A 23,733-nucleotide genomic window follows, 5' to 3' on the forward strand; every position below is an offset into this window, starting at 1 on the left:
TGCATGCAGCGCCTGCGACACCCTCTTCCCTGGCTGCTGCTGGCCTGCCTGGCCGGTCTGCTTGCGTGGGCGGCCTTCGCGCCGATCGCCGCCGGCAGCCGCGATGCCCTGTTCGAAATCCCGAAGGGCACCTGGGCGCGCCGCATGGCCGGCGACCTGGTCGACATCCTGCCGCAGCAGATCGTGCTGACGCTGGGCGTGAACGACACGCTCCTGCTGCGCAACAAGGACAGCGTGCCGCAGGTGTTTGGGCCGGTCCTGATCATGCCGGGCCAGGACTTCCGCCTGCCCTTCGATACGGTCTCGGTCAACGAATTCAACTGCACCGCACACACTACCGGCACGATGAAGGTCATCGTCGAGCCCCATCCCGCACCCGGACTGCCGCGCCTGCAATGGCGGCTGGCGCAACTGGGACAGCAATTGAAGAAAGCAAGCGCACGTGGATAAGTTGCAAAATAAGTTACATAAAGCCTGGCCGCCGCTGCTGCTGATCATCGCCCTGATCGGCTTGTGGCACTACGCCGTGGTCACGACCCAGACCGTGATCTTCCCGACCCCGCAGCAGGTGCTGGACGGGACCCTCGAGCTGGCGAGAGACGGCACCCTGTGGCAGCACATCGGCGCCTCGCTCAAGCGTGTCGCCACCGGCTTCATGCTGGCGACCCTGGTGGCGGTGCCGCTCGGCTTGTGGATGGGCCGGGTCGGCGCGGCCTACGACACGCTGAATCCCCTGTTCCAGATCCTGCGCCCGATCTCGCCGATCGCCTGGATCCCGCTGGCCATCCTGTGGTTCGGCGTGGGCGACGTGTCGCCGGTATTCCTGATTTTCCTGTCCGCCGTCTTCCCCATCATCGTGCAGACCGCGAACGGCGTGCACACGATCGAGCAGCGCTACCTGGACGCGGCCGTCAACTTCGGCGTCTCGCGCCGCAAGATGTTCCGCCAGGTGGTGGTGCCGGCCGTGCTGCCCGATATCGTGGTGGGCATGCGCATCAGCCTCGGCGTCGCCTGGCTGGTGGTGGTGGCGGCCGAGATGATCGTGCGCAGCTCGGGCCTCGGCTTCATGATCATCGACGCGCGCAATGCCGGCAACCGCTACGACCTGGTGATCGCCGCCATGGTCATCATCGGCGTCATCGGCCTGCTGCTGGACGTGGCGATGCGCAGGCTCGAAGGACTCAACTCGGTAAGGTGGCGCTATGGACGATAAGATCGTCATCGACAATATCAGCAAGGGTTTCACCAGGAACGGCAAGACCCTGCAGGTCATCGATGGCCTGACGCTGAAGGTGAAGGACGGCGAATTCGTCGCCATCGTCGGCCCTTCCGGCTGCGGCAAGTCGACGCTGATGAAGATGATCTCCGGCTTCGCCATGCCGGACAGCGGCGCGGTGCGCATCGACGGCGACATCGTGCGCGGACCCGGGCCGCAAGGCATCGTCATCTCCCAGCACGGCTCGGTGTTCCCCTGGCTGACCGTGCGCGAGAATTTGATGTTCGGGCTGAACCGCGGCACGTCGTCGGAAAAGCACGCGCTGGCGGATCACTATGCGGAGATGGTGGGCCTGAAGGGTTTCGAGAACGCCTATCCGCGCGAGCTGTCGGGCGGCATGCTCAAGCGCGTGGAGATCGCGCGCGCCCTGGTGGTCAAGCCGCAGATCCTGTACATGGACGAGCCCTTCTCGGCCCTGGACGCGCTGATGAATCTGCGCATCCGCAACGAGCTGCTGCGCATCCTGCAGGAAGAGCGGCATACCGTCATCCTGATCACCCACGACGTCGAGGAAGCGCTCTACCTGGCCGACCGCGTGGTCGTGCTGTCGCAACGCCCGACCACGATCCAGCGCAGCTTCCACGTGACGCAGCCGCATCCGCGCAGGCTGTCGAACACCCAGCTGCAGCAGATGAAGGACGAGATCCTGTCGGAGCTCGGCGTGGACCTCGATATCGACCTAGATGAGTCAGCTGATGTAGTTGAACAGCGACAGGCCTGACATCGTCTTGAAGGACATCTGCGCGGCCTGCAGCGTCTGCTGCTGCTGCGAGAACAGCGAGATCGCCTTGACCATGTCCAGGTCCTGCAGGTTGCTCAGCGTGGTCTGATACTGGACGTCGAGGTCGTCGCCGGTGCTGTTCAGGTTGTCGATTTCCTTCATGCGCGCGCCCACCGAGGCCTGCACCGTCAACACGTTGTCCAGCGCATTCTTCATGTTTGAGCTGGCGGTATTCAGGCCGTTGGCCAGGGCCGCCTTGCCGCTCGAGCCGTCGCCCGGGGAGCGCAGGGTCTTGATCAGGTCCGTGATGGTGGTGAACACCGACTGCTTCTCGCTCGGCTTGACGCTGAAGCTGTCGCCGTCGGCCGGCACGCCCTTGACGTCCATCGACATGCCGCCAAAGGCGATGGAGGCGCCTTCGGTATAGGGCTGGTTGGCCAGCACGTCGGTCGGCGGCGAGACCGTGTTGTCGGTCACGGTGTAGGTGGTGACGGCCGGGGTGCCGGTGACCGCGAACTTGATCGCGTAGTCGTGGCCCGTGTAGGCGCTGGCGTCGACCACCGAGCCCGGCGAGACGATGCCGGCGCCGGTGTTGGTGCCGGCGGCCGTGGTCGTGAACTTGCCGTTGCCGGTCGGGATGGCTTCGAAGATGGCGCTGCCGGTTTCGCTGGTCGCCATCTTGCGCGCCGAGCCCACCTGCAGCGTGCGCTGGCCCTGGTCGCCCTGGTAGGCGGCGCCGGTCGGGGTCTGCGAGAACGGCTGGGTGGTCGATTTATAGCCCGAGAACAGGTAGCCGCCGGTGCCGTCGGCGGTGTTGGCCAGGCCGATCATGTCGGTCAGGCGGCCTTCGAGTTCGGTGGCCAGGGCCTGGCGGTCGCTCAGCGTGTAGCCGCCGTTGCCGGCGTTGACGATCAGGGTCTGGATGTCCTGGATCTGGCCGGTGACGTCCGACAGCGTCTTGTCGACCAGCGACAGCGAGGCGTTGGCGTTGCTGCGGTTGGTGGCGAACTGCGTGTTCATCGACTGCGACTGCGTCACTTCTAACGCGCGCGCGGCGGCGATCGGATCGTCGGCCGCGGTCAGGTTGCGCTTGTTGGTCGACAGCTGCATCTGGGTCTTGGCGATCTGGCTCTGCAGCGTGTTCAACTGGGTGGTGCCGGTGTTGAAGGTCGCGTTGGTGCTGATGCGAATGGCCATGTTCTATTCCTCGGTGTGCTTGGTGCGCGCTTAGTGAGCGATCTGCAGCAGGGCATTGAAGATGGTGTCGGCCACCTGCATGATCTTGCCGGCCGCCTGGTAGGCCTGCTGGTACTTCAGCAGATTCGCCGCTTCCTCGTCCAGGTTCACGCCCGCGACGTTGTTCGCCGCCACGCTGGCCTGCTCCAGCTGGGCCGCGGCGGCTTCGCCGTTGACCTGCACTTCGCGGGTCTTGTTGCCGATTGCGCTGACGATGTGGGCGTAGCCAGACTGGTAGGTCGCGGTGCCGTTGTCCAGGATGTTCTTCGATTGCAGGTCGCCCAGCAGGCCGGCGTTGCGGGTGTCGCCGGTACCGGTGTTGCGCTCGATGCCGAAGGTGTCGCCGTTGGCCGGCGCGCCGTTCAGGGTGAAGCTCATGCCGGCCACCGTGTAGCTGGCGCCGTCCTTGAAGGGCACGTTGCCGCCGGCGGCAATGGTGGTCGTCACGCCGCCCACCGTCATCGTCACCGCCTGGCCGCTGGGGAAGCCGGTCAGATTGCCGCTGGCGCCGTCGTAGGCGATGTTCACCTTGGCGGTGAGCGGCGAGGCCAGGTAGTTCTTGTCGACCGAGCCTTCGCTGATCTTGCCGGTACCCTTGTTCGTCAGCGGCACGCTGGTGGCGATCGGCGCGGCCGCCGCCACCTGCGAGGTGTCGGTCAGGGCCAGCTTCAGGCCGCTGGCGCCGTTGATGGTCGGGCGCACCAGGAAGTTGTCGCCGGCCGCGGCGGCGCCGCTCACCGAGAAGTCCAGGCCGTCGATGGTCTGCGGCGTGGTCTGCGGGAAGGGCGAGATGATGGTCTTCTTGTTGTCCGACAGGCGGATCACGTTGTAGTTGCTGCCGTCGAAGTCGACCTTGTAGTCGCTGGTGGTGAGCTGGGTCGCGTCGCTGACGCTGGCCGAGATCTTGGTGGTGCTGGTCTGGTTGTTGTTGACGTTCTTGGTCACCGCGGCCGCGGCCATGGTGAAGAAGTCGCCGCCCGGATTGCCGTTCGCGTCCAGGCCCAGGTGGTGCTGGTCGTTGAAGGTCTGGGCCAGGCCCAGTGCGATGCGGCCCAGCGAATTCTGCGCCAGGTCCAGCGACTTGGTGCGGAATTCCAGCACGCCGCCGAGGGCGCCGCCGGTCAGCGCGCTCTCCGGCAGCGGCGAGATCTTGTTGGCGGTGACGTAGCCGATCGTGACGCGGGTCTGGTCGGTGGCCGAATTCATGGCCGCCAGCTCGAAGTGGTCGGCGCCCACCACCAGCGGCTGGCCATTGCCGATCGAGACCGTCAGCATGTTGTTATCGCCGGGCAGGACGGTGGCCTTGACCTGCTTGTTCAGGTCCATGATCAGCTGGTCGCGCTTGTCCAGCAGGTCGTTCGGCAGGTTCAGGTTGTCGCCCGCGGCTAGCTTGCCGATCTGGTCGTTCAGCTCGGCGATCTGCGACGCGTAGGTATTGACCAGGTTGACGCTGGACGTGATCTGGGTGTTGACGCCCTTGCGGATCTCTTCCAGGCGGCCGTTCATGCTCTGGAAGCGCGCCGCCAGGGTGTCGGCCGAGGTCATCAGGGCGCCGCGCGAAGGCAGGCCGGCGCGGTCGCCGGTCAGGTTCTGTACGGACGCAAAGAAATCCTGCAGCGCCGGCGACAGGCCGGAGGTGGTGTCGGCCAGCAGGTTGTCGATCTGGGTGACCTGGGCTTCGTAGGCTTCGAGGCCGCTGCTGCTGGCCTGCGCGGTGCGCACCTGGGCGTTCAGGAACTCGTCCGAATAGCGCTTGACCTGGGCGATCTGGGTGCCGGTGCCGATGTAGCCGCTGCTGCCCCCCATCGCGATCGACGTCTCCTGCACCACCACTTGGCGGCTGTAGCCTGCCACGTTGGCGTTGGTGATGTTGTGGCCGGTCGTCGACAAGGCTGCCTGGGCAGCGTAGAGACCGGATTTGCCGATGCTGAGGAGGGACATTTGCTCTTCTTCCTATTCCGGGACCTCGTAAACCTACTGCGCGTCGTACTTTTGGTCTGCGGTGCTCGCTGTACTCTCGTACAGCTCCGCTCCTCGACCAAAATTACTTCCGCTCGCTACGGTTTCCGAGGCCCCTCTTATGTTGTTTTCGGCAAAACGCGCCAAAACTTTACTGTTGTCATTTCAATCACGCCAGCGAGTGCTTGATGATGCGCGACAGCTTGGCCGCGTACTGCGGGTCGGTGGCGTAGCCGGCGCGCTGCAGGCCGTGGGCGAAGGTGCTCGCGTCGCCGCCGTGGGCCAGCACTTTTTCGTAGCGCGGGTTATTGCTCAGCATCTTGGCGTAATCCTTGAACGCGTCAGCGTGCGACGCGTAGGAACGGAATTTCTCGACGCGGCTGTGCGGCTTGCCGTTCACGTACTCGGTGGTGACGGCGGTGGCGACCTTGCCCTTCCAGCCTGGGCCGGCCTTGATGCCGAACAGGTTGTTGCTGGACGTGCCGTCGCTGTTGCGGATCACGCGCTTGCCCCAGCCGGTTTCCAGCGCGGCCTGGCCCATCATGAACTTGGCCGGCACGCCGGTGGCCTGCTCGGCTTCCTCGGCAGCGTCGGCCAGCTTGTCCTGGAAGGCGCGCACGTGGGCCGGCTTGCCGCTGTCGGTGGTGCTGCGCGCGGTGCCCTTGATGCCGGATGCGGCGGCGGCGCCGTCGGTCGACAGGCTGTCGGCGTCCAGCTTCAGGCGCGAGGCGCCCTGCTCCGCGCCCGGGTTGGAGCCGATCCCCAGCGCGCCCGACTGCATTTCCTTGGCCAGCGCCGCGCCGCTCTGCTGCGCCGTCAGCTGGCGCACCAGCACGTCCGCCAGGCCGATGCCGCGCTTGGCCAGCTTCTGGCTCATCTGCTGGTCCAGCATGGTGGTGAAGGTCTTGGTCTCCTGGCTGTCCATCGGACCGTCCTGCGGCGTGGCGTCGCGCATGCTCTTCATCATCATGTTGACGAACATGGATTCGAACTGCGTCGCCGCACCGCGCAGTGCTTCGGGCGAACCGGCCTTGGCGGACTGTTTCAGGTCGCCGAGGCTGTTGGTATCGAGCGCGAATTTTCCGGACAGGTCAGAGGTCGAGCCGAGCATGATGGGCCTTCTTTTTTAAATGATCTCGAGTTCGGCGCGCAGCGAGCCGGCCGCTTTCAAGGACTGCAGGATGGACAGCAGGTCTTGCGGGGTCGCGCCGATCGCATTCATCGCCTTGACGACTTCGGCCAGCGAGGCGCCGTTGTTCAGCATGATGACCTTACCGCCGTCCTTCTTCACCGACGCGGTCGGGGTCTGGGTGACGGCGGTGGCGCCGCGCGAACCTGCCGCGGGCTGGCTCACTTGCGTGTCGGCGCCGATCGTCACCGTCAGGTTGCCGTGCGAGATGGCGCAGGTGTCCAGCGTCACCGCGCGGTTCATCACGACCGAGCCGGTGCGCGCATTCAGGATTACCTTGGCGGCGGCTTCGGACGGCTTGACGTCCATGTTCTCCAGCATGCCGAGGAAGGACACGCGCTGGTCGCTCGACGAGGGCACGCGTACGCGGATCACGCGGCCGTCCAGCGCGGTGGCGATGCCCGGGCCGAACTTGTCGTTGACCGCTTCCACCACGCGGCTGGCGGTGGCGAAGTCGGTGGTGTTCAATTCCAGCTTGACCTGGTTGTCGGCGCCCAGGTTCGAGGCGACCGCGCGTTCGACGGTGGCGCCGCCCGAGATGCGGCCGACCGCCAGCTGGTTCACCTGCACCGCGGCGCCGCCGCCGGAAGCACCTGCCCCGCCGACCAGCACGTTACCCTGGGCCATGGCATACACCTGGCCGTCGGCGCCCTGCAGCGGCGTCATGAGCAGCGTGCCGCCGCGCAGGCTCTTCGCATTACCCATCGAGGAGACCGTGATGTCGATGGTCTGGCCAGGCTGGGCGAAAGCCGGCAGCGAGGTGGTGACCATCACGGCCGCCACGTTCTTCAGCTGCAGCTGGGTGCCGGCCGGCAGGCTGATGCCCTTCTGCTGCAGCATCGCCATGATCGACTGCACGGTGAACGGGGTCTGGGTGGTCTGGTCGCCGGTACCGTCGAGGCCGACCACGATGCCGTAGCCGGACAGCTGGTTCTGGCGCACGCCGCCGAAGCTGGCGATGTCCTTCAGGCGCTCGGCGTGGGCCGGGGTCGCGAGGATGGGGCCGACCAGGGCGGCGCACAGGGCGATCAGTTTGAAATTAAGTCGCATAATCTAGTTAGTCGGGGTCAGAGCCCACCCGTGAAATTCGGGCTCTGACCCCGAATATTTAAAATGGCAGCATCGATTGGAAGAAGCGCGACATCATCGAGGTCATCTCGGCGCGGTCGATCTGGCTGTTGGTGCGGTACTCGACGCGGGCGTCGGCCACCAGGGTCGACGACACCACGTTGCCCGGCTGGATCGTGTCCGGGTTGACCATGCCGGAGAAGCGGATGAATTCGACGCCCTTGTTCATTGCGACCTGCTTTTCGCCGACCACGATCAGGTTGCCGTTGGCGAGCACTTCGGACACCGTCACGCCGATCGTGCCGGTGAAGGCGTTCGACGCGGTCTGGGTGTCGCCGTCCGCGTACTTGGTGGCGCTGCTGGTCTTGATGTCGGTGCCCAGGCGGCCCTGCAGCGGACCTGGCAGGCCGAACTCCGCGCTGCCCGACTTGTTGCCGGTCGCGGCGCCGCTCTTGTTGGCCGAGGTCTTCTCGACGATGCTGACGGTCAGGATGTCGCCGATATGGCGCGCGCGGCGGTCTTCGAACATCGGGCGGAAGGTGCTCGTGTTGTAAATCGCGCCTTCGGTCGGGGCGCCGGCGTCGGCGATCATCGGGCGCGCCGAGGTCGGGCCCTTGACGATCGAGGTCGGGGTGGCGGCGCAGCCGGCCAGCAGGGCCGTCAGCGCGATCGCTTTAAAAACGTTTTTCATAACTGGGCAAGCTTCTGCAGCATCTGGTCGGAAGTGGTGATCGCCTTCGAGTTGATCTCGTAGGCGCGCTGGGTCTGGATCATGTTGACCATTTCCTCGACCACGTTGACGTTCGAGGTTTCGACATAACCCTGCATCAGGGCGCCGGCGCCGTTGGTGCCCGGGGTGTTGTTGTTGGCGGTGCCGGAGGCGCCGGTTTCGACGTACAGGTTCTCGCCGCGCGATTCGAGGCCGGCCGGGTTCACGAAGGTCGCCAGCTGGATCGAACCGATCTGGGTCGGCGCGGTCTGGCCCGGGGTGGTCACGGAGACGGTGCCGTCGCGGCCCACGGTCAGGCTCAGGGCGTTGTTCGGAACGGTGATCGGCGGCTGCAGTACGTAGCCGCTGGAGGTCACCAGCTGGCCGTTGGCGTCGGACTGGAAGGAGCCGTCACGGGTGTAGGCCTGGGTGCCGTCGGGGAGCAGCACCGAAAAGTAGCCGGCGCCGTTGACCATCACGTCCTTCGAGTTGCCGGTCTGCTGGGGGTTGCCCTGGGTGTGGATGCGCTCGGTGGCGACGGTGCGGACACCGGTACCGATCTGCAGGCCGGACGGCAGCTGGGTCTGTTGCGAGGACTGGGCGCCGGGCTGGCGCACGTTCTGGTACAGCAGGTCCTCGAACACGGCACGCGACTTCTTGAAGCCGTTGGTGCTGACGTTGGCGAGGTTGTTGGTGATGACGTCGAGGTTGGTCTGCTGGGCTTCGAGACCGGTTTTGGCGATGAATAGCGAACGGATCATGGTGGAGTTCTCCTGACGGCGACGGAACTCCATCGCCCACCATGAAATTATGTCCCAGCAGCAATCAAGTCAAAGCGAGGATCTGGGTGGCTTTCGTCGCGTTATTCTCGGCGTTCTTCAACAGGCTCATCTGTGTTTCGAAGGAACGTGCCAAAGAGATCATGTTCACCATCGAGTCGACGGCCGACACGTTGCTGCCTTCGAGGGCGCCGCCGGCCACGGTCACGGCCGGGTCGGACTGGGCGCTGCTGCCATCCTTCAGGCGGAACATGCCATCGTCGCCGCGCACCAGGTCGGCCTCGTTCGGATTCACCAGCTTGATGCGGCCCAGCACGGTAGGCGCGGCCGGCGTGGTGGTGGTCGACAGGGTCGAGATGGTGCCGTCGGCGCCGACCGCCACGGTCACGTCCGGCGGGATCGTGATCGGGCCGCCCTCGCCGGCGATGGTCTGGCCGTTCGAAGTCTGCAGGATGCCGTTGGGGCTGAGCTGCAGGGAACCGTTGCGTGTGTACGACTCGGTGCCGTCCGCGTTCTGGACCGCGATCCAGCCCTTGCCCTTGACCGCGACGTCGAGATCGCGCCCCGTTACCTGCAGCGGACCGGAAGAAAAATCGGCGCCCGTGGTGTTATCGACCACGAAAGCACGCGTGGGCAAGCCCTCGCCCTGGACCGGCACCGCACGGAAGGTATCGAACTGCGCGCGGAAACCCGTGGTGCTGAGGTTCGCGAGGTTGTTCGAAGTGGTCGCCTGCTGCTCCATGATGTGCTTGGCGCCGCTGGCTGCTGTGTAGATTAACCGGTCCATATTTTTTTCCCTAAATTCGGGGTCCGAGCACTTTATTGTCGAAATTCGGGGTCAGAGTACTTTTTGAGGCTAGATCTTTCTGGCATCGAAGCGTTCAGGCTCCCCAGTGCAGCGCCTTCCGGCGCCACGCTTTTTTTGCCACAGGCACATTGCTGAAAAAAGTGCTCTGACCCCGAATTTCCAGAAATGTGCTCTGACCCCGATTTTTATTAGCGCAGGTTCACCAGCGTCTGCAGCACCGAGTCCTGGGTCTTGATGGTCTGCGCGTTCGCCTGGTAGACGCGCTGCGCGGTGATCATGTTGACCAGCTCGGCGGTCAGGTCGACGTTCGAGGCTTCGGTGGCCGAGGATTGCAGCACGCCCAGGCTGCCGGTGTCCGGGGTGCCGACCAGCGGGGTGCCTGATTCCGAGGTCTCGGCGAAGGAGTTGTTGCCCAGCGGTTCGAGGCCGCCCGGATTGGTGAAGTTGGCGAGCACGACCTGGCCCAGCGGCTTGGTCTGGCCGTTGCTGTACTGGCCCAGGATGGTGCCGTCGGCGGCGGCCGAGAAGCGCTGCAGGTGGCCGGCGGTGTAGCCGTCCTGGGTGGTCTTCTTCTCGCTGGTGTCGGCGCCGTACTGGGTGGTGCCGGCAAAGTTCAGCTTGATCGCCAGCGAATCCTTGGCGCCGGTCGGCGGGTAGATCGGCAGGTTGACCGTCAGCGGCAGGGTCTGCGGGCTCATCAGGGTGGCCGACAGCGCGCCGTTGGTGTCGAAGTTCAGGTGGCCGATCGGGACCGATGGCACGGAGACGGCCGCGGTCATGTCCTTGTCGATCTGGTCCGGGCTGTAGCCGGCGGTGGTGCCCGCGCTGGCGGCCGCGGTCTGGATTGCGGTGATGGTCGCGGCGCTGGCGCCAGCGGCGGTGGCGGCGGCCACCACGACGGCCGAGTTCTTGTCCGCGTAATCCTTCAGCTTGGCGGCGATGTCGGCGGCATCCGGCGGCACGGCCTTGGTGGCGGTCAGCCAGGCGTCGCGCGCGGCGGTCACGCCGGCGTCCTTCTGCCCTGCCGCGGCCACGTTCACGTTGGTCAGCTCGGTGCCGTCGCTGCCGGCGTACACGTCCCAGCTGCCGGCGCCGGTCTTCACGTAGTACATCGACATCACGTGCGCATTGCCCAGGGTGTCGTAGACGTCGACCGGGGTCTGCTTGTTGTAGGTGGTCGGGTCGTTGGCGTTGAACGGGTAGTTCGTCGGCGGCTCGGTGCGCGAATCCAGGTTCAGCGAGGTATCGACCTTGGAGGTCGGGACCGGCTTCAGGTCCTGGGTGCTGATCTGCAGCGGCGTGGGCGAGCCGGCCAGGATCTGGCCGCTCGGACCGACTTTGTAGCCAGTCAGGTTGGCGCCCTGCGGGGTCACCATGAAGCCGTTCTTGTCGAGCGAGAACTGGCCGTTGCGGGTGTACTGGACCAGGCCCGAAGTCTCGGTGCGGAAGAAGCCGGCGCCGTTGATGGCGATGTCCAGCGGATTCGCCGAGGTCTCGATGTTACCTTGCGTGAACTGCTGGGCGATGCCGGCTACGGCCACGCCGATACCGGCCTGGTTGCCGCCCGCGCCGTTCAGCGAACGTGCGTAGACGTCGGCGAACTGGGTGGTCGAGCCCTTGAAGCCAACCGTGCTGGCGTTGGCGATGTTGTTACCGATGACGTCCAGCGATTTGGCGGCGCCGTTCAAGCCGCTCAGGCCCTGTTGGAAAGACATGTTCTGCTCCTAAAGATTCGTATTTTTTACAAGACCTGCTTGATGTCGGCCAGCGTGACGCCGCCCTTCGAGGGCAGGTTCAGCTTGACGCCGTCGGTGCTATTGGTGGTGACCGAAGCCACGCTGTCGAACGCCAGCGTCTTGGCGTCGGTGACCTTGTCGCCGCCGCGGGTGGCGACGACCTGGAAGGTGTAATTGCCGTCGGCCAGCGTGACCGGCTTGCCGTTGCTGTCGAGCTTGTTGGCATCGGGGACCCCGTCCCAGGCCAGCGGGATCACGCCGGCTTTCTGCTTGCCGAGATCCATGGTCTGCACTTCCTTGCCGTTCTTGTCGCTGATGACGACCTTCATGCTGTCGACGTCGCTGGCCAGCTCCACGCCCATGATCGCCTTGCTGCCCGAGAGGGTCACGTTGCTGCCCTCGACCAGCACGCCGTGGCCTATCAGGTTGGTCGCCTGCATCGCTTCCGTGCTCTGGTAGCTGGCCTTCAGGGTGTTCAGGGTCTCGTTCAGCTTGTTTACGCCGGTGACGGTCTGCAGCTGCGCCAGCTGGCTGGTCACCTGGGCGTTGTCGAGCGGGTTCAGCGGATCCTGGTTCTTCAGCTGGGTGACCAGCAGGGTCATGAACTTGTCGGTGTCGGCCTGCACGCTGTCGCCGCTGGTGGTGGCGGGCTTGGCGTTCATGGTCGACATCAGGTCGTTGATGGTGGTAGTCGATCCGGCGTTGGTATTTACGGTAGTCATAGTTGGGGGCTTTCAGTGCTTACTGACCGATGGTCAGGGTCTTGAGCAGCATGGTTTTCGCCGCGTTCATGGTTTCGACGTTGGTCTGGTAGGAGCGCGAAGCCGACAGCATGTTGACCATCTCGTCGACCACGTTCACGTTCGGCATCGTCACATAGCCCTTGTCGTCGGCCAGCGGGTTTTTCGGGTCGTACACCTGCTTCATCGGCGACGGGTCCTCGACTACTTCGCGTACCTTGACGGCGGTGGAGCCGGCGGCGACGGGCACGGCCTCGAACACGACCTGCTTGGCGCGATAGGCTTCGCCGGTGGCGCTGGTGGCGCTGTCGGCATTCGCCAGGTTGCTGGCGGTGGTGTTCAGGCGCTGGGACTGGGCGCTCATCGCCGAGCCGGCGACGTTGAAGACGTTAAAGAGCGACATGCTTATTGGCTACCTTATTGGTTGTTCTGAATGGCGGCGAGCAGGTTGTGGATCTGGTGATTGATCATGGTGATGCCGGCTTCGTAGCGCAGCGCGTTGTCCGCGAACTGCGTACGCTCGGTATCCATGTCGACCGTGTTGCCGTCGACGGCGCCCTGCACCACATTGCGGTACAGGACCGGCGTGCCGTCCGTCAGCGCCTTGCCGTCCGCCGCCACCGGGCCGTTGGCAATGTGACCCTGGCTGGTGGTCGTCATGCCGCCCTGCTGCTGGGTGCCGCGCGCCAGCGCGCCCTGCAGGGCGTTCGAAAAGTCGATGTCGCGCGCCTTGTAATTAGGCGTATCCGCGTTGGCGATGTTCGAAGCAAGCAGTTCCTGGCGCTGCGAGCGCAGGCCCAGCGCGGTTTCGTTGAAACGCAGGTACTCGTCAAGTTTGCCGATCATGCTGCCTCCGGGGCTTTTACTTTATTGGACAGGATCGATCATACGAGCCTGCAGAGTCTTCCAATCGGGCAATAAAGGGACCCAAATGGGGGCTATTCCAAGTTTCGATGCGGATTCAAGCCGCCTAAGATGGCAGGGTCGAACAGGATTTCCCTCTTATGAAAAGCCTCATCCGTACTCTTTTTGCCGCTTTGTCGCTCATTCCGCTGTTAAGCCAGGCTGCGCCCGCTGTGCCGGCGCGCCAGGACGCGAACGCGCTGCGCGCCGTGGTCGAACAGTTCCTGCTGACCCAGGCAGCCGGCCTGCCGGGCGAGGTATCGGTGAAGGTCGGCGCAGTCGATCCGCGCACCGCGCTGGCGGGCTGCCCCGCGCCGGAAGCATTTCTGCAGCCAGGCGCGCGCGCCTGGGGCAAGACCACGGTGGGCGTGCGCTGCACCGCGCCCTCCGTATGGACGATCTTCATCCAGGCCCAGGTGAACGTGAAAGCGGACTACGTGGCGGCGGCGGTGCCGCTGGCCCAGGGCCAGCCGGTCGAGGGAGGCCAGCTGATGTTGGTTAAAGGCGACATCGCGGCGATGCCGAACGGAATCATCACGGACATGGCGCAGGCGATCGGCCGCACCCCGACCGTTTCGCTGGCGGCGGGCACCCCGCTGCGGCTGGACACTTTAAAGAGCAAGCCGGTGGTGCAGCAGAACCAGGCCGTGCGCCTGGTGTTGAACGGCAACGGTTTTTCCGTGTCGTCCGAGGGCCGCGCGATCGGCACCGCCGGCGAAGGCCAGGTGGTGCAGGTGCGCACCGCGTCTGGCACGGTAGTCAGCGGCACGGCCAGGACCGGCGGTATGGTCGAGGTGGCCTTTTAACGGTATAGGGACTAAAGTTTTCACTTACAAGGCCGATAACCCAAGCAGATCCCGGGCTTTCTGTTCCGACCTGCAAAGGATGATGCTGTGAAAATCAACGATACCCTCAAGAACAACCCTGGCGTCCAGGCGAACACCACGCCGCCGGCGACCGCGAAAACCGCCGACAACGCGGCCGCGGCGACTGCTGCAGCGACCTCGCCTGCCGCCACCGACACCGTGCGCCTGTCCCAGCAAGGCCAGGCACTGGCTGCCGGCAGCACGAATCAAGTGTTCGACAGCAAGAAAGTCGAACGCATCAAGGCGGCCATCGCCGATGGCCAGTTCCAGGTAAATTCGGAGAAAGTGGCGGACGGCCTGCTGGAAACGGTACGCGACCTGCTGCACTCCCGCAAACGATAGAGTAGACATGGCCATAGCATCCCCCGGCGCAACCCTGCGCGATGAACAGCAACTGATCGGCTCCATCGTGGAGCTGATGAAAACGGAACAGCAGTTCCTGGTCAGTGCGGATGCCGATGGCCTCTCCACCATCAATCCCCAAAAGCTGCAGCTGGCCCAGAAGGTGGCCGAGCTGTCGCGCCTGCGCCACAGGGCCCTGGGCGCCGCCGGCTTCCCGGCCGCGGAAAGCGGCATGGAGTCCTGGCTGGCGGTCGGCGGCAACGACGAGCTGCGCAGCCAGTGGAACCACCTCCTCGCCATGACACGCGAAGCCAAGGAGCTGAACCGCGTGAACGGCATGCTGGTCAACAAGCAGATGGCCCACACCCAGGGCATGCTGAATGCGCTGCGCCCGGCGGGCAATGGCGGCGCCGGCGTGTATGGCCCGGGCGGGCACACCGCGCCCTCGGGTCCTTCGAAGCGCTACCTGGTCGGTTAAGCCGCCCCCTGCGCCTTCAGTAGCACTTCCACCTGCTCGGCCGTCACCGGCCGGCTGAAGTAAAACCCCTGCATCTGCTTGCAGCCGTGCGCGCCCAGGAAGTCCAGCTGGGCGGCGCTCTCCACGCCTTCGGCAATCACCTCCAGCTTCATCGACTGCGCCAGCGCGATCACCGCCTTGACGATGGCCGCGTCGTCGCCGTCGATGCCGGCGCCGTCCGCGATGTCGGAGACGAAGGAACGGTCGATCTTGAGGCAGTGGATCGGGAAGCGCTTCAGGTTGGCCAGGCTCGAGTAGCCGGTGCCGAAGTCGTCGACCGCCAGGTGCACGCCCATGCTCGACAAGCGCGCCATGGTCGCGGCGGCGGCGGACGGATTCTCCACCAGCACGCTCTCGGTGATCTCCAGCGTCAGCCAGGACGCTTCGCATCCCGTCTCAAGCAGCAGCTGCTCGACCTTGGCCGCCACGTCCTGCTCGCGGAACTGGCGCGCCGACATGTTCACGCTCATGCGCGGCGGCGTACCGCCAAGCAGCTGGGCGAAACGGGCCTGCTGGCGCAGCGCCTCTCCAAGCACCCACTCGCCGATCGGCACGATCAGGCCGGTTTCCTCGGCCAGCGGAATGAAGTCGTTCGGCGGCACCAGCGCCCCGCCCTCCGGCTGCCAGCGCAGCAGGGCCTCGACGCCGACGATGCGGCCGCTGCCGGCGTCGACCTGCGGCTGGTAGTGCAGCACAAACTCGCCGCGCAGCAGGCCGCGCTGCAGGCCGTGCTCGATGCGCAGGTGGGCCTGGGCCTCGGCCGCCATGTCGGCGGCGTAGAATTCAAAGCGCTTGCCGCCGCCGGCCTTGGCGCGGTACATCGCGCTGTCCGCCGCCTTCAACAAGGCTTCGCTGTCGCGTCCATCGCCGGGATACATGGCGATGCCGATGCTCCCGGACGGGAACACCTCGTGGCCGCACAGCGTCAGCGGCTCGAACAGGCTTTCCAGCAGCTTGGCCGCCACCAGCGCGGCGTCGTCGGGACTCGCCAGGTCGGCCAGCACCACCACGAATTCGTCGCCGCCCTGGCGCGCCACGGTGTCGCTCTCGCGCAGCGCGGAGGACAGGCGGCGCGCGATTTCGACGATCAGCTGGTCGCCGGCCTCGTGCCCTAGGCTGTCGTTGACGTGCTTGAAGCGGTCGAGGTCGATGAACATCACCCCCACCTGCCGGCGCCCGCGCTGCGCATGCGCTATGGCCTGCGCCAGCCGGTCCTGCAGCAGCAGGCGGTTCGGCAGCCCGGTGAGGGTATCGTGGGTGGCCATGCGCAGCAGCGCTTCCTCGGCCTCCTTGCGGCGCGAGATGTCCTGCACCGCGACGATCAGGCGCAGCTGGCCGGAAGCGGCCTCGCGCATGGTCGACGCGCTCAGCGCCACCCACACCGCCCGGCCGTCCTTGCACAGGTAGCGCGACTCGCGCCGGAAGTCGCGCACCTCGCCCGCGACCAGGCGCGCCACCTGGGCCTTGTCCTCATCGAGTTCGTCCGGGTGCGTGACCTGGTGGAAGAAGCGCTGCAGCAGTTCGATCTCGCTGTAGCCGACGATCTGCGACAGCTTGCGGTTCACGCGCAGGAAGCGCCCTTCGCGCGACAGCAGCGCGATGCCGATCGCGGCCTGGCTGAAGGTCAGGCGGAAGAATTCCTCGCTTTCCTGCAGACGCTGCCTGGCCTGGCGGCGGAAGGTCACGTCCTGGCCGATCAGCAGCAGCTGGATGGCGCCGGCCCGGGAGGTGCGGCGGATGTTGAACTCGAACCAGCGCACGCCCTCCGCGTGGCCGTCGACCGGCACCACCACGGCATCCTGGGGCGCACCGGTTTCCAGCGCAGCAGTCACGCGCTCGCCCAGTTCCACGGCCGGGAGCAGGGACTCGAGTACCGGCATGTTGGCCAGCGCATCGTCGGGAACGCCGAGCATGGCGCTCATGGTCTTGTTGATGGCGCGGACGCGGCGCTGCGCATCGACCACCAGCAAGCCGGCTGGCATGCCGTCGATGACCTGCAGCATGTCATCCTTGCCGAGTTCCAGGAAGCGCTTGCGGGTGGCAAGCGCCGCCGCTGAATTGTCTGATCCGCTCATACACATTTATTCGATGAATGCGCCTTCTGGCCGTCGGCAGCGTTGGCGTGGTGTTTCGGGAGGTGCTGTGGGGCGCATCGTGTGAGCCAGCGCGCGCATTGTTTGGGCGGCGCATGAGCGTTCAAGGGATTTATTCCGCCGTGAAACTCTTGTGTTCTTCCAGCATCATTCAATTCTAGCAATCGTTGTCTATACGAACTCACATATCTTTGTAACGGAGAATCAATTCTCACCATTTGTTGCATGAAAGCCGCACAGTCCGCATGGTTTCTTGCGAAGCGGCAATATTGCTGGCTCCCGGCTTGCTACAACCGAGCTTTGGACTAGCCTAGGGAGAAGCATATGGACTGGAAGTCGATCATGCGGACTGCGCTCGCGGCAGGCGCATTCGTCAACGCCGGCGCCGTGCTGGCCGCCACCGGCGAGGTCACGGTAAGGGTCACGCCGGAACGCCAGAGCCTGGCGAAAAGCGACAACGTGGTGGTGAACGTCACCGTCACCAACGCCACCGCGGTCACGCAATACCTGCTGAAGTGGCAGACGCCCTTCGCCGCCATCGAGGCGCCACTGTTCGAGATCACGCGCGACGGCCTGCCGGTGCGCTACCTGGGCATGCAGGTCAAGCGGGCCGCGTCCGTCCCCGCCGACTATATTGCCATCAAGCCGGGCGCCTCGCGCAGCGTGCGGATAGAACTCTCCGCGCTGTACGACATGGGCGTCACCGGCGCCTACAGCGTGCGCTGGCGCGACGGCGCGACCCAGCTGTTCAGCCGTCCGGGCGTGGCGCGCGTCGCCACCTCTCCCGCAGACGGCCAATCCGCCGTGCCTGGCGGCGCCACCGCCCTGCCCGATCCGGCAGTGGCCTCGGTATGGATCGACGGCCGCCTGCCGCGCGGCGCCTCCGACCCGGTTGCCGCCACGCCGGAGGGCGCCGGCCTGTCCTTCAGCCGCTGCTCGAACGCCCAGCAGGAAGCGATTACCGGCGCCGCGCAGGCCGCGCAGGCGATGGCGCAGGACGCCGGCGCCTACCTGCAGGCCAAGACCGTGGGCGCACGCTATACCAGCTGGTTCGGCGCCCTCGATCCGACCCGCTCGACCACGGTGACGGCGCACTTCCAGGCCATCAAGGATGCCTTCGCCAGCAAGCCGGTGACGGTCGACTGCGGCTGCAACGAATCCTGGTACGCCTACGTGTATCCGAACCAGCCATACAAGATCTATGTGTGCAAGGCCTTCTGGAGCGCGCCGACGACCGGCACCGATTCGAAGGGCGGGACCCTGGTGCACGAGATGAGCCACTTCATGGTGGTCGCCGGCACCGACGACCTGGCCTATGGGCAGGCGGCGGCCGGCGACCTGGCGCGGACCGATCCGGCCAAGGCGCTCAACAATGCCGATTCGCATGAATATTTTGGGGAGAATACGCCGCGTCTGGACCTCCGTTGAATGATGCATGCGTGGGCACGGAGTGCCCACCCTACAGTAGGGCAGGCTCCCCGAGCCCGCGTGCATTTAACATGGTTTTAACAAATTTTCCAGCGCACGATTGAAGAGTTTGAGGAGCATCAAACGTATATACAACAGTAACGAATTTCGTTTGCGCCCGCTCATGAATTCCACGAGGATGACTGCGGGCTATTGCTTACATCCGTAGCAAGTTCAGGATGCGGCGGCGGCCCATCACAACAAGCGCTGCTTAGCAGCAATAATGAAATCTACGGAGAAAAACACATGAGCAGGAATCTGTTGAAACTGGCTGTCGGCGCCGCCGTGCTCGCCATGTCCATGGCCGCCCAGGCTGCCACCGCCAACAACGGCGTCGTCGTCTCGGTCGCGCCCGAGAAGGCCTCGATGGGCAAGAACGACGACGTGGTGGTCAAGGTCACCTTCACCAATATCTCGGGCAGCCCGCAGTACGTGCTGAAGTCGCACACCCCGTTCGACGGCGTCAGCGCGCCGGTGTTCGAAGTCACCCGCGACGGCCAGCCGGTGCGCTACATGGGCAAGCTCGTCAAGCGCGCCGCGCCCACCGCCGCCGACTATTACCTGCTCAAGCCGGGCGCCTCCTATACCGTCAAGGTGGAGCTGTCCTCGCTGTACGACATGGCCACCACCGGCGACTACGCGGTCACCTACCACGCCGCCTCGCCGCAGCTGTTCGGCGACAATGGCCTGAACGCACACGTGAGCGCCCTAGGCGCCGGCGCGGACAGCGGCAAGCAGGCCGGCGAGCTGCAGTCCGACACCGCCTCGATGTGGATCGACGGCACCCGTCCGCGCGGCTCGCGCGAAGAGACCAAGTCGCTGGCCGAGATGCAGGCCCAGTCCGGCATGGTGACGGCCGCCAGCCTGTCCACCACCAGCTGCTCGGCCTCGCAGCAAAGCACCATCGCCTCGGCCCTCAGCGCCGCGCAGACCTACGCGACCAACGCCGACGCCTACATGGCCAAGACCACGATGGGCACCCGCTACACCAAGTGGTTCGGCGCCGTGAACAGCAGCCGCCAGGCGACCATCAAGTCGCACTTCGCGAGCATCAAGAGCACCCTCGCGACCAAGCCGATCAACGTGAACTGCGGCTGCACTGACAGCTCCTACGCCTACGTGTATCCGAGCCAGCCCTACACCATCTACGTGTGCAAGGCCTTCTGGAGCGCGCCGCTCACCGGCACCGATTCCAAGGCCGGCACCCTGATCCACGAGACCAGCCACTTCACCGTGGTGGCCGGCACCGACGACTGGGCCTACGGCCAGTCCGCCGCCGCCAGCCTGGCGATCAGCAATCCGTCGAAGGCGATCGACAACGCCGACTCGCACGAGTACTTCAGCGAAAACAATCCGGCGCTTCAATAAGACAGATACCTACGTAGGGTGGGCTCTCCGAGCCCACGCTTACATCCATGGAGAATCACATGAAAAAAGATCTGCTGAAACTCGCCGCCGGCGCCGCCGCACTGGCCCTGTCGCTGTCGGCCCAGGCGGTCAATAACGGCGTCGTCGTCTCGGTCGCGCCCGAGAAGGCCTCGCTGGGCAAGAGCGACGACGTGGTCGTCAAGGTCATCTTCACCAACACCTCGGGCAGCCCGCAGTACGTGCTGAAGTCGCACACCCCCTTCGAGGAGATCGAGACGCCGCTGTTCGAGATCACCCGCGATGGCCAGAAGGTGCGCTACATGGGCGCGATCGCCAAGCGCGGCGCGCCCACCGCGGCCGATTACTTCCTGCTCAAGCCCGGCGCTTCCTATACCGCGAAGGTGGAGCTGTCGGCGCTGTACGACATGGCCACCACCGGCGATTACGCGATCCGCTACCACACTGGCAAAAACGACGACGAGCTGAAGTCCAACGCCGCCAGCGTCTGGATCGACGGCATCCGTCCGCGCGGCTCGAACGAGGAGACCAAGACCCTGGCAGAGATGCAGGCCCAGGCCGGCGTGGTGACGGCGGCGGGCGGCGCCCTCGCCTTCAACAAGTGCACGACCGCGCAGCAGGCCGACATCACCTCGGCCGTCTCGGCCGCGCTGTCGATGGCGAGCAATGGCGACGCCTACATGAGCGCGGGTACGATGGGCACGCGTTACACGAAGTGGTTCGGCGCCGTCGACAGCGGCCGCGTCGCCACCATCAAGTCCCACTTCGCGGCGCTGAAGGACGCCTTTGCCACCAAGCCGATCACCGTCGACTGCGGCTGCAAGAAGACTTATTACGCCTACGTCTATCCGACCCAGCCTTACACCATCTACGTGTGCAAGGCCTTCTGGACCGCGCCGATGACCGGCACCGACTCCAAAGGCGGCACCCTGGTGCACGAGATGAGCCACTTCAACGTGGTGGCGAGCACCGACGACTGGGTGTATGGCCAGTCGGGCGCGGCCAGCCTGGCGGTCAGCGACCCGGCGAAGGCGATCGACAACGCCGATTCGCATGAGTACTTTGGCGAGAATACCCCGGCACTTCAATGATCTTGTAGGGTGGGCTCTCCGAGCCCACGCGGCCGTTTGCAATCCGCCGACGTCTGCGTGGGCACGGAGTGCCCACCCTACGTCACTTCTGCGTGTGACTGAACATCACCGCCTCGGTCGCGAAATCGGCGGAGGACTCCAGCTGCCGCACGTCCCCCAGCGCCGCCCCTTCATAGCGGATCACATAGGTATGCGTCCCCGGGCTGAAGGCATAGGCCTGCGTGATGTCGATGGTATGCGTGTGCGCGGAGTGCGGGGCCAGCTCGACGTAGTCGTCCAGCGTCAAAGGCCCGCGCTTGACCATGCGGCCCGTGTAGGGCACCTGGACGTCGCCGGGGTGCTGGCGCAGGTCGAACAGGCGGCGCGTCAAGGCCGTGTCGGCGGCGATCTCGCGCGGCAGGCCGACCCGCCGCTCGCCGCGGTTCTCGATCTTGAAAGTCACCAGCACCTTGTCATGCCTGGCGTCGACGCTCAGGCTCGCATGCACGTTCATCAATCGTTCTCCATCGGCGCCCGCGGCCGCGGCCGCGGCCGTCACGGCCCACAGCGCGGCGCACAGCATCGTTCGTCGTCGCATTCGACAGCTCCTGTCGGGTCGTAACGATTGTGCGCTGCCAGGGGAGAAATGCCAAGCGTGCGGTGCTGAGCCCTGCTATTCGGCCAGGATGGTGACCGCCACGCGCCGGTTGCGCGCCCGGCCGATCTGGTCGTCGTTGGAGGCGATCGGCTTGTTGGCGCCGCGCCCGACCGCGGCCAGGCGGCGCTCGGCCACACCGCTCTCGACGAACAGCCGCACCACGGTGCTGGCGCGCACCGCCGACAGTTCCCAGTTCGAAGGGAAGGCGGCGTTGGCGATCGGGGTGTTGTCGGTGTGGCCCTCGACTTCGATGGCGTGGGTGTCAATCTTCAGCAGGCCGGCCACGGTGCCCAGGGTTTCCCTCGCGTTGCCGGTGAGGCCGGCATCGCCTTCGTCGAACAGCACGCTGGCGTTGATCTCGACGGTGACGCCGCGCGCGGTCTGGGTGACGCGCACCTTGCCGCTGTCGACCAGCGGCTTGAGGACGCTATTGAGTTTGCGGGCCAGCTGCTCGAGGCGCACGCGGTCGCGCTTGGCCTCTTCCGCACGCTTGCGCGCGATGATGTTCGCCAGCGGCAGCGGTTCGACGTCGACCGAGGTATTGACTTTCGTTGCCGCGCCGCGCCCGCCGAAGGCGTCGCCGAGGGCATCGGACAGCACCTTGTACTTGCCGACGTTGACCACCGAGACCGCGTACATCACGACGAAGAAGGCGAACAGCAGCGTGATGAAATCGGCGTAGGAGATCAGCCAGCGCTCGTGGTTTTCGTTGTCTTCGACGTAGCGTTTTCGGCGCGTCATCAACGGCCCCGACTCAGTGCGGCGCCGTCAGGCAGGCGATGCGTTCTTCGAGCACCCGGGTGTAGTCGCCGGTGGCGATGTCGTGGAACACGTCGGTGAGGATCTCGTACTGCAGCACCTGCTCGGCGACGATACTCTTGATCTTGTTCCCCACCGGGTAGAACAGCAGATTGGCCAGGCCCACGCCGTACACCGTGGAGACGAAGGCAACCGCGATGCCGGCGCCCAGGCGCGAAGGGTCGCTGAGGTTTTCCATCACGTGAATCAGACCCAGCACGGCGCCGAGGATGCCGACCGTCGGCGCGTAGCCGGCCGCCGATTCCCAGATGCGGGCGGCCTGGCGCTCGCGCATTTCGTAGGTGTTGATTTCGGTGAACAGCAGGCTGCGCAGCTTGTCCGGCTGGATGCCATCGACCACCAGGCGCAGGCCCTTCTGGATAAAGGGATCGGCCTTGGCCATGTACTGTTCCAGCGAGAGCAGGCCGTCGCGGCGCGCCGACAGGCTCCACAGATGGATCTCGCGCGCCAGCTCCTTGCGGCGGTCCGGCGGCGGCGCGAACACCCAGCGCAGCATGCGCAGGCCGCGGATGAAGGCGGATTTTTTGGTCTGCAGCAGCACGGCGCCGAAGGTGCCGACCACCACGATCGCGAACGCGGCCGGCTGCACCAGCGAAGAGAACTTGCCGCCGTCGAGGGTATGGCCGACCAGTATGCCGGCAATCGCCAGGAGCAGCCCGAGCAGGCTGGCTATGTCCACGCAAGCTCCCGCAGATAGGTACGCAGGCGGCCCACGGCCTGGCTGTGCAGCTGCGACACGCGCGATTCCGACACGCCCATCACCGCCCCGATCTCCTTCAGGTTCAGCTCTTCCTCGTAATACAGGCCCATCAGGATCTTTTCCCTCGGCGGCAGGTTGTCGATGGCATCGATGACGGCCTGGCGGAAGTCGGTCTCCAACAGCGCGCGCAGCGGATCGTCGTCGTCGACGGCATAGCGGTCGAGCCAGCTGTCGTTGCCGTCCTCGTCATGGAAGTCTTCGTAATAGACCAGCTGGTGGCCGCCGGAATCGCCCAGCATTTCCTGGTAATCGGCCAGCGACAGCTTGAGCGACTTGGCGATCTCGGATTCGCTGGGCGGGCGGCCGAGCTGCTGCTGCAGGGTGGCCATCGCCTGCTCCACCTTGCGCATGTTCTGGCGGGTCGAGCGCGGCATCCAGTCGTTGCTGCGCAATTCGTCCAGCATGGCGCCGCGGATGCGCAGCACCGCATAGGTCTCGAACTGGGCGCCGTGGTTTTCTTCGTAACGGCTGATCGCATCGAGCAGGCCGATCATGCCTGCCTGTACCAGGTCATCGACTTCGACGGACGGCGGCAGTTTCGCCTTCATCTGGTGGGCGAGACGCTTCACCAACGGCGCATGCTCCGTCAGCAAATGATTCTTGTCCGCTTTCCCTTTGGCCGTGTACATTC

Annotated in this window: 25 protein-coding genes; 9 read left to right on the forward strand and 16 right to left on the reverse strand. The window is 65.3% G+C overall.

Going from position 1 to position 23,733, the window contains the following annotated elements; all coding sequences use genetic code 11:
* Positions 1 to 3: 3 nt before the first annotated feature.
* From AC07PE_RS03450 to AC07PE_RS03460, 3 genes are read left to right on the forward strand one after another with little or no spacing between them, the layout of a single operon-like run.
* Complete coding sequence (locus AC07PE_RS03450; RefSeq protein ID WP_498761595.1) at positions 4 to 450, forward strand: cupredoxin domain-containing protein; 447 nt, start codon at positions 4 to 6, stop codon at positions 448 to 450.
* Positions 443 to 1,213, forward strand: coding sequence for an ABC transporter permease (locus AC07PE_RS03455; RefSeq protein WP_498761597.1), 771 nt, complete (start codon positions 443 to 445; stop codon positions 1,211 to 1,213). The genes AC07PE_RS03450 and AC07PE_RS03455 overlap by 8 nt, the downstream gene beginning before the upstream one ends.
* Entirely contained in the window at positions 1,203 to 1,997 is a 795-nt protein-coding gene (locus AC07PE_RS03460; protein ID WP_498761599.1) for an ABC transporter ATP-binding protein, read from the forward strand. Before AC07PE_RS03455 ends, AC07PE_RS03460 begins: the two co-directional genes overlap by 11 nt.
* Here the strand turns inward: AC07PE_RS03460 and flgL are convergent.
* From flgL to flgB, 11 genes are all read right to left on the reverse strand, one after another.
* Complete coding sequence (gene flgL / locus AC07PE_RS03465) at positions 1,965 to 3,194, reverse strand: flagellar hook-associated protein FlgL (protein ID WP_498761601.1); 1,230 nt, start codon at positions 3,192 to 3,194, stop codon at positions 1,965 to 1,967. The genes AC07PE_RS03460 and flgL overlap by 33 nt on opposite strands.
* 30 nt (positions 3,195 to 3,224) lie before the next feature.
* Positions 3,225 to 5,174 (reverse strand): flagellar hook-associated protein FlgK, encoded by a 1,950-nt coding sequence (gene flgK, locus AC07PE_RS03470; RefSeq protein WP_498761603.1) that lies wholly within the window; start codon positions 5,172 to 5,174, stop codon positions 3,225 to 3,227.
* A gap of 187 nt (positions 5,175 to 5,361) precedes the next feature.
* Entirely contained in the window at positions 5,362 to 6,303 is a 942-nt protein-coding gene (gene flgJ, locus AC07PE_RS03475; RefSeq protein WP_498761605.1) for a flagellar assembly peptidoglycan hydrolase FlgJ, read from the reverse strand.
* A gap of 15 nt (positions 6,304 to 6,318) precedes the next feature.
* Positions 6,319 to 7,431, reverse strand: coding sequence for a flagellar basal body P-ring protein FlgI (locus AC07PE_RS03480; RefSeq protein WP_498761607.1), 1,113 nt, complete (start codon positions 7,429 to 7,431; stop codon positions 6,319 to 6,321).
* 58 nt (positions 7,432 to 7,489) lie between these two features.
* A complete protein-coding gene (locus AC07PE_RS03485; protein WP_498761609.1) occupies positions 7,490 to 8,140 on the reverse strand; it encodes a flagellar basal body L-ring protein FlgH in 651 nt (216 codons plus the stop codon).
* Positions 8,137 to 8,919, reverse strand: a complete 783-nt coding sequence (gene flgG, locus AC07PE_RS03490) for a flagellar basal-body rod protein FlgG (protein WP_498761611.1) — start codon at positions 8,917 to 8,919, stop codon at positions 8,137 to 8,139. Before flgG ends, AC07PE_RS03485 begins: the two co-directional genes overlap by 4 nt.
* Before the next feature lie 64 nt (positions 8,920 to 8,983).
* The gene (flgF, locus tag AC07PE_RS03495; RefSeq protein WP_498761613.1) at positions 8,984 to 9,724 is read right to left on the reverse strand and encodes a flagellar basal-body rod protein FlgF; all 741 of its coding nucleotides are present in this window, start codon (positions 9,722 to 9,724) and stop codon (positions 8,984 to 8,986) included.
* Between the two features lie 209 nt (positions 9,725 to 9,933).
* Positions 9,934 to 11,460, reverse strand: a complete 1,527-nt coding sequence (locus AC07PE_RS03500; RefSeq protein ID WP_498761615.1) for a flagellar hook protein FlgE — start codon at positions 11,458 to 11,460, stop codon at positions 9,934 to 9,936.
* Between the two features lie 26 nt (positions 11,461 to 11,486).
* On the reverse strand, positions 11,487 to 12,203 hold the full coding sequence (locus AC07PE_RS03505) for a flagellar hook assembly protein FlgD (protein WP_498761617.1): 717 nt from the start codon (positions 12,201 to 12,203) through the stop codon (positions 11,487 to 11,489).
* A 19-nt stretch (positions 12,204 to 12,222) separates the two neighbouring features.
* Positions 12,223 to 12,624, reverse strand: a complete 402-nt coding sequence (flgC, locus tag AC07PE_RS03510) for a flagellar basal body rod protein FlgC (RefSeq protein WP_047824216.1) — start codon at positions 12,622 to 12,624, stop codon at positions 12,223 to 12,225.
* A 14-nt stretch (positions 12,625 to 12,638) separates the two neighbouring features.
* Positions 12,639 to 13,067 carry a flagellar basal body rod protein FlgB gene (gene flgB / locus AC07PE_RS03515; protein WP_498761619.1) on the reverse strand — a complete coding sequence of 143 codons (429 nt, stop codon included), beginning with the start codon at positions 13,065 to 13,067 and terminating at the stop codon, positions 12,639 to 12,641.
* Between the two features lie 158 nt (positions 13,068 to 13,225).
* Here flgB and flgA point away from each other — a divergent pair, with 158 nt between their 5' ends.
* The 3 genes from flgA to AC07PE_RS03530 all read left to right on the forward strand — a co-directional run bounded on the left by flgA (position 13,226) and on the right by AC07PE_RS03530 (position 14,810).
* Positions 13,226 to 13,930 carry a flagellar basal body P-ring formation chaperone FlgA gene (gene flgA, locus AC07PE_RS03520; RefSeq protein ID WP_498761620.1) on the forward strand — a complete coding sequence of 235 codons (705 nt, stop codon included), beginning with the start codon at positions 13,226 to 13,228 and terminating at the stop codon, positions 13,928 to 13,930.
* Between the two features lie 87 nt (positions 13,931 to 14,017).
* Positions 14,018 to 14,332, forward strand: a complete 315-nt coding sequence (gene flgM, locus AC07PE_RS03525; RefSeq protein ID WP_230029332.1) for a flagellar biosynthesis anti-sigma factor FlgM — start codon at positions 14,018 to 14,020, stop codon at positions 14,330 to 14,332.
* Positions 14,333 to 14,339: 7 nt separating this feature from the next.
* Positions 14,340 to 14,810, forward strand: coding sequence for a flagella synthesis protein FlgN (locus AC07PE_RS03530; RefSeq protein WP_498761623.1), 471 nt, complete (start codon positions 14,340 to 14,342; stop codon positions 14,808 to 14,810).
* Here AC07PE_RS03530 and AC07PE_RS03535 read toward each other — a convergent pair.
* Positions 14,807 to 16,924 carry a putative bifunctional diguanylate cyclase/phosphodiesterase gene (locus tag AC07PE_RS03535; protein ID WP_498761624.1) on the reverse strand — a complete coding sequence of 706 codons (2,118 nt, stop codon included), beginning with the start codon at positions 16,922 to 16,924 and terminating at the stop codon, positions 14,807 to 14,809. The genes AC07PE_RS03530 and AC07PE_RS03535 overlap by 4 nt on opposite strands.
* Positions 16,925 to 17,266: 342 nt before the next feature.
* On the opposite strand from AC07PE_RS03535, the gene AC07PE_RS03540 reads away from it, so the two are divergent.
* From AC07PE_RS03540 to AC07PE_RS03550, 3 genes are all read left to right on the forward strand, one after another.
* Complete coding sequence (locus AC07PE_RS03540) at positions 17,267 to 18,370, forward strand: M35 family metalloendopeptidase (protein ID WP_498761626.1); 1,104 nt, start codon at positions 17,267 to 17,269, stop codon at positions 18,368 to 18,370.
* Positions 18,371 to 18,655: 285 nt separating this feature from the next.
* Positions 18,656 to 19,777 carry a M35 family metalloendopeptidase gene (locus tag AC07PE_RS03545; protein ID WP_498761628.1) on the forward strand — a complete coding sequence of 374 codons (1,122 nt, stop codon included), beginning with the start codon at positions 18,656 to 18,658 and terminating at the stop codon, positions 19,775 to 19,777.
* 59 nt (positions 19,778 to 19,836) lie between these two features.
* Complete coding sequence (locus tag AC07PE_RS03550) at positions 19,837 to 20,886, forward strand: M35 family metalloendopeptidase (RefSeq protein ID WP_498761630.1); 1,050 nt, start codon at positions 19,837 to 19,839, stop codon at positions 20,884 to 20,886.
* 82 nt (positions 20,887 to 20,968) lie between these two features.
* Here the strand turns inward: AC07PE_RS03550 and AC07PE_RS03555 are convergent, their stop codons facing one another.
* From AC07PE_RS03555 to AC07PE_RS03570, 4 genes are all read right to left on the reverse strand, one after another.
* Positions 20,969 to 21,463, reverse strand: coding sequence for a hypothetical protein (locus tag AC07PE_RS03555; RefSeq protein WP_498761632.1), 495 nt, complete (start codon positions 21,461 to 21,463; stop codon positions 20,969 to 20,971).
* A gap of 75 nt (positions 21,464 to 21,538) precedes the next feature.
* Positions 21,539 to 22,264 (reverse strand): flagellar motor protein MotD, encoded by a 726-nt coding sequence (gene motD / locus AC07PE_RS03560; protein WP_498761634.1) that lies wholly within the window; start codon positions 22,262 to 22,264, stop codon positions 21,539 to 21,541.
* 13 nt (positions 22,265 to 22,277) lie between these two features.
* Positions 22,278 to 23,021: a flagellar motor protein gene (locus AC07PE_RS03565; protein ID WP_498761635.1), complete on the reverse strand. Its 744-nt coding sequence runs from the start codon at positions 23,019 to 23,021 to the stop codon at positions 22,278 to 22,280.
* Positions 23,012 to 23,731, reverse strand: coding sequence for an RNA polymerase sigma factor FliA (locus AC07PE_RS03570; protein ID WP_498761637.1), 720 nt, complete (start codon positions 23,729 to 23,731; stop codon positions 23,012 to 23,014). Before AC07PE_RS03570 ends, AC07PE_RS03565 begins: the two co-directional genes overlap by 10 nt.
* Positions 23,732 to 23,733: the final 2 nt, after the last annotated feature.

It is taken from the genome of Telluria sp. GW821-FHT07G12 (assembly GCF_059418525.1).

Coding starts and splice junctions, on each gene's coding strand:
- AC07PE_RS03450 (WP_498761595.1), top strand. CDS start 4: ATGCAGCGCCTGCGACACCCTCTTCCCTGGCTGCTGCTGGCCTGCCTG.
- AC07PE_RS03460 (WP_498761599.1), top strand. CDS start 1,203: ATGGACGATAAGATCGTCATCGACAATATCAGCAAGGGTTTCACCAGG.
- flgL (WP_498761601.1), bottom strand. CDS start 3,194: ATGGCCATTCGCATCAGCACCAACGCGACCTTCAACACCGGCACCACC.
- flgK (WP_498761603.1), bottom strand. CDS start 5,174: ATGTCCCTCCTCAGCATCGGCAAATCCGGTCTCTACGCTGCCCAGGCA.
- flgJ (WP_498761605.1), bottom strand. CDS start 6,303: ATGCTCGGCTCGACCTCTGACCTGTCCGGAAAATTCGCGCTCGATACC.
- AC07PE_RS03480 (WP_498761607.1), bottom strand. CDS start 7,431: ATGCGACTTAATTTCAAACTGATCGCCCTGTGCGCCGCCCTGGTCGGC.
- AC07PE_RS03485 (WP_498761609.1), bottom strand. CDS start 8,140: ATGAAAAACGTTTTTAAAGCGATCGCGCTGACGGCCCTGCTGGCCGGC.
- flgG (WP_498761611.1), bottom strand. CDS start 8,919: ATGATCCGTTCGCTATTCATCGCCAAAACCGGTCTCGAAGCCCAGCAG.
- flgF (WP_498761613.1), bottom strand. CDS start 9,724: ATGGACCGGTTAATCTACACAGCAGCCAGCGGCGCCAAGCACATCATG.
- AC07PE_RS03500 (WP_498761615.1), bottom strand. CDS start 11,460: ATGTCTTTCCAACAGGGCCTGAGCGGCTTGAACGGCGCCGCCAAATCG.
- AC07PE_RS03505 (WP_498761617.1), bottom strand. CDS start 12,203: ATGACTACCGTAAATACCAACGCCGGATCGACTACCACCATCAACGAC.
- flgC (WP_047824216.1), bottom strand. CDS start 12,624: ATGTCGCTCTTTAACGTCTTCAACGTCGCCGGCTCGGCGATGAGCGCC.
- flgB (WP_498761619.1), bottom strand. CDS start 13,067: ATGATCGGCAAACTTGACGAGTACCTGCGTTTCAACGAAACCGCGCTG.
- flgA (WP_498761620.1), top strand. CDS start 13,226: ATGAAAAGCCTCATCCGTACTCTTTTTGCCGCTTTGTCGCTCATTCCG.
- AC07PE_RS03530 (WP_498761623.1), top strand. CDS start 14,340: ATGGCCATAGCATCCCCCGGCGCAACCCTGCGCGATGAACAGCAACTG.
- AC07PE_RS03535 (WP_498761624.1), bottom strand. CDS start 16,924: ATGAGCGGATCAGACAATTCAGCGGCGGCGCTTGCCACCCGCAAGCGC.
- AC07PE_RS03540 (WP_498761626.1), top strand. CDS start 17,267: ATGGACTGGAAGTCGATCATGCGGACTGCGCTCGCGGCAGGCGCATTC.
- AC07PE_RS03545 (WP_498761628.1), top strand. CDS start 18,656: ATGAGCAGGAATCTGTTGAAACTGGCTGTCGGCGCCGCCGTGCTCGCC.
- AC07PE_RS03550 (WP_498761630.1), top strand. CDS start 19,837: ATGAAAAAAGATCTGCTGAAACTCGCCGCCGGCGCCGCCGCACTGGCC.
- AC07PE_RS03555 (WP_498761632.1), bottom strand. CDS start 21,463: ATGCGACGACGAACGATGCTGTGCGCCGCGCTGTGGGCCGTGACGGCC.
- motD (WP_498761634.1), bottom strand. CDS start 22,264: ATGACGCGCCGAAAACGCTACGTCGAAGACAACGAAAACCACGAGCGC.
- AC07PE_RS03570 (WP_498761637.1), bottom strand. CDS start 23,731: ATGTACACGGCCAAAGGGAAAGCGGACAAGAATCATTTGCTGACGGAG.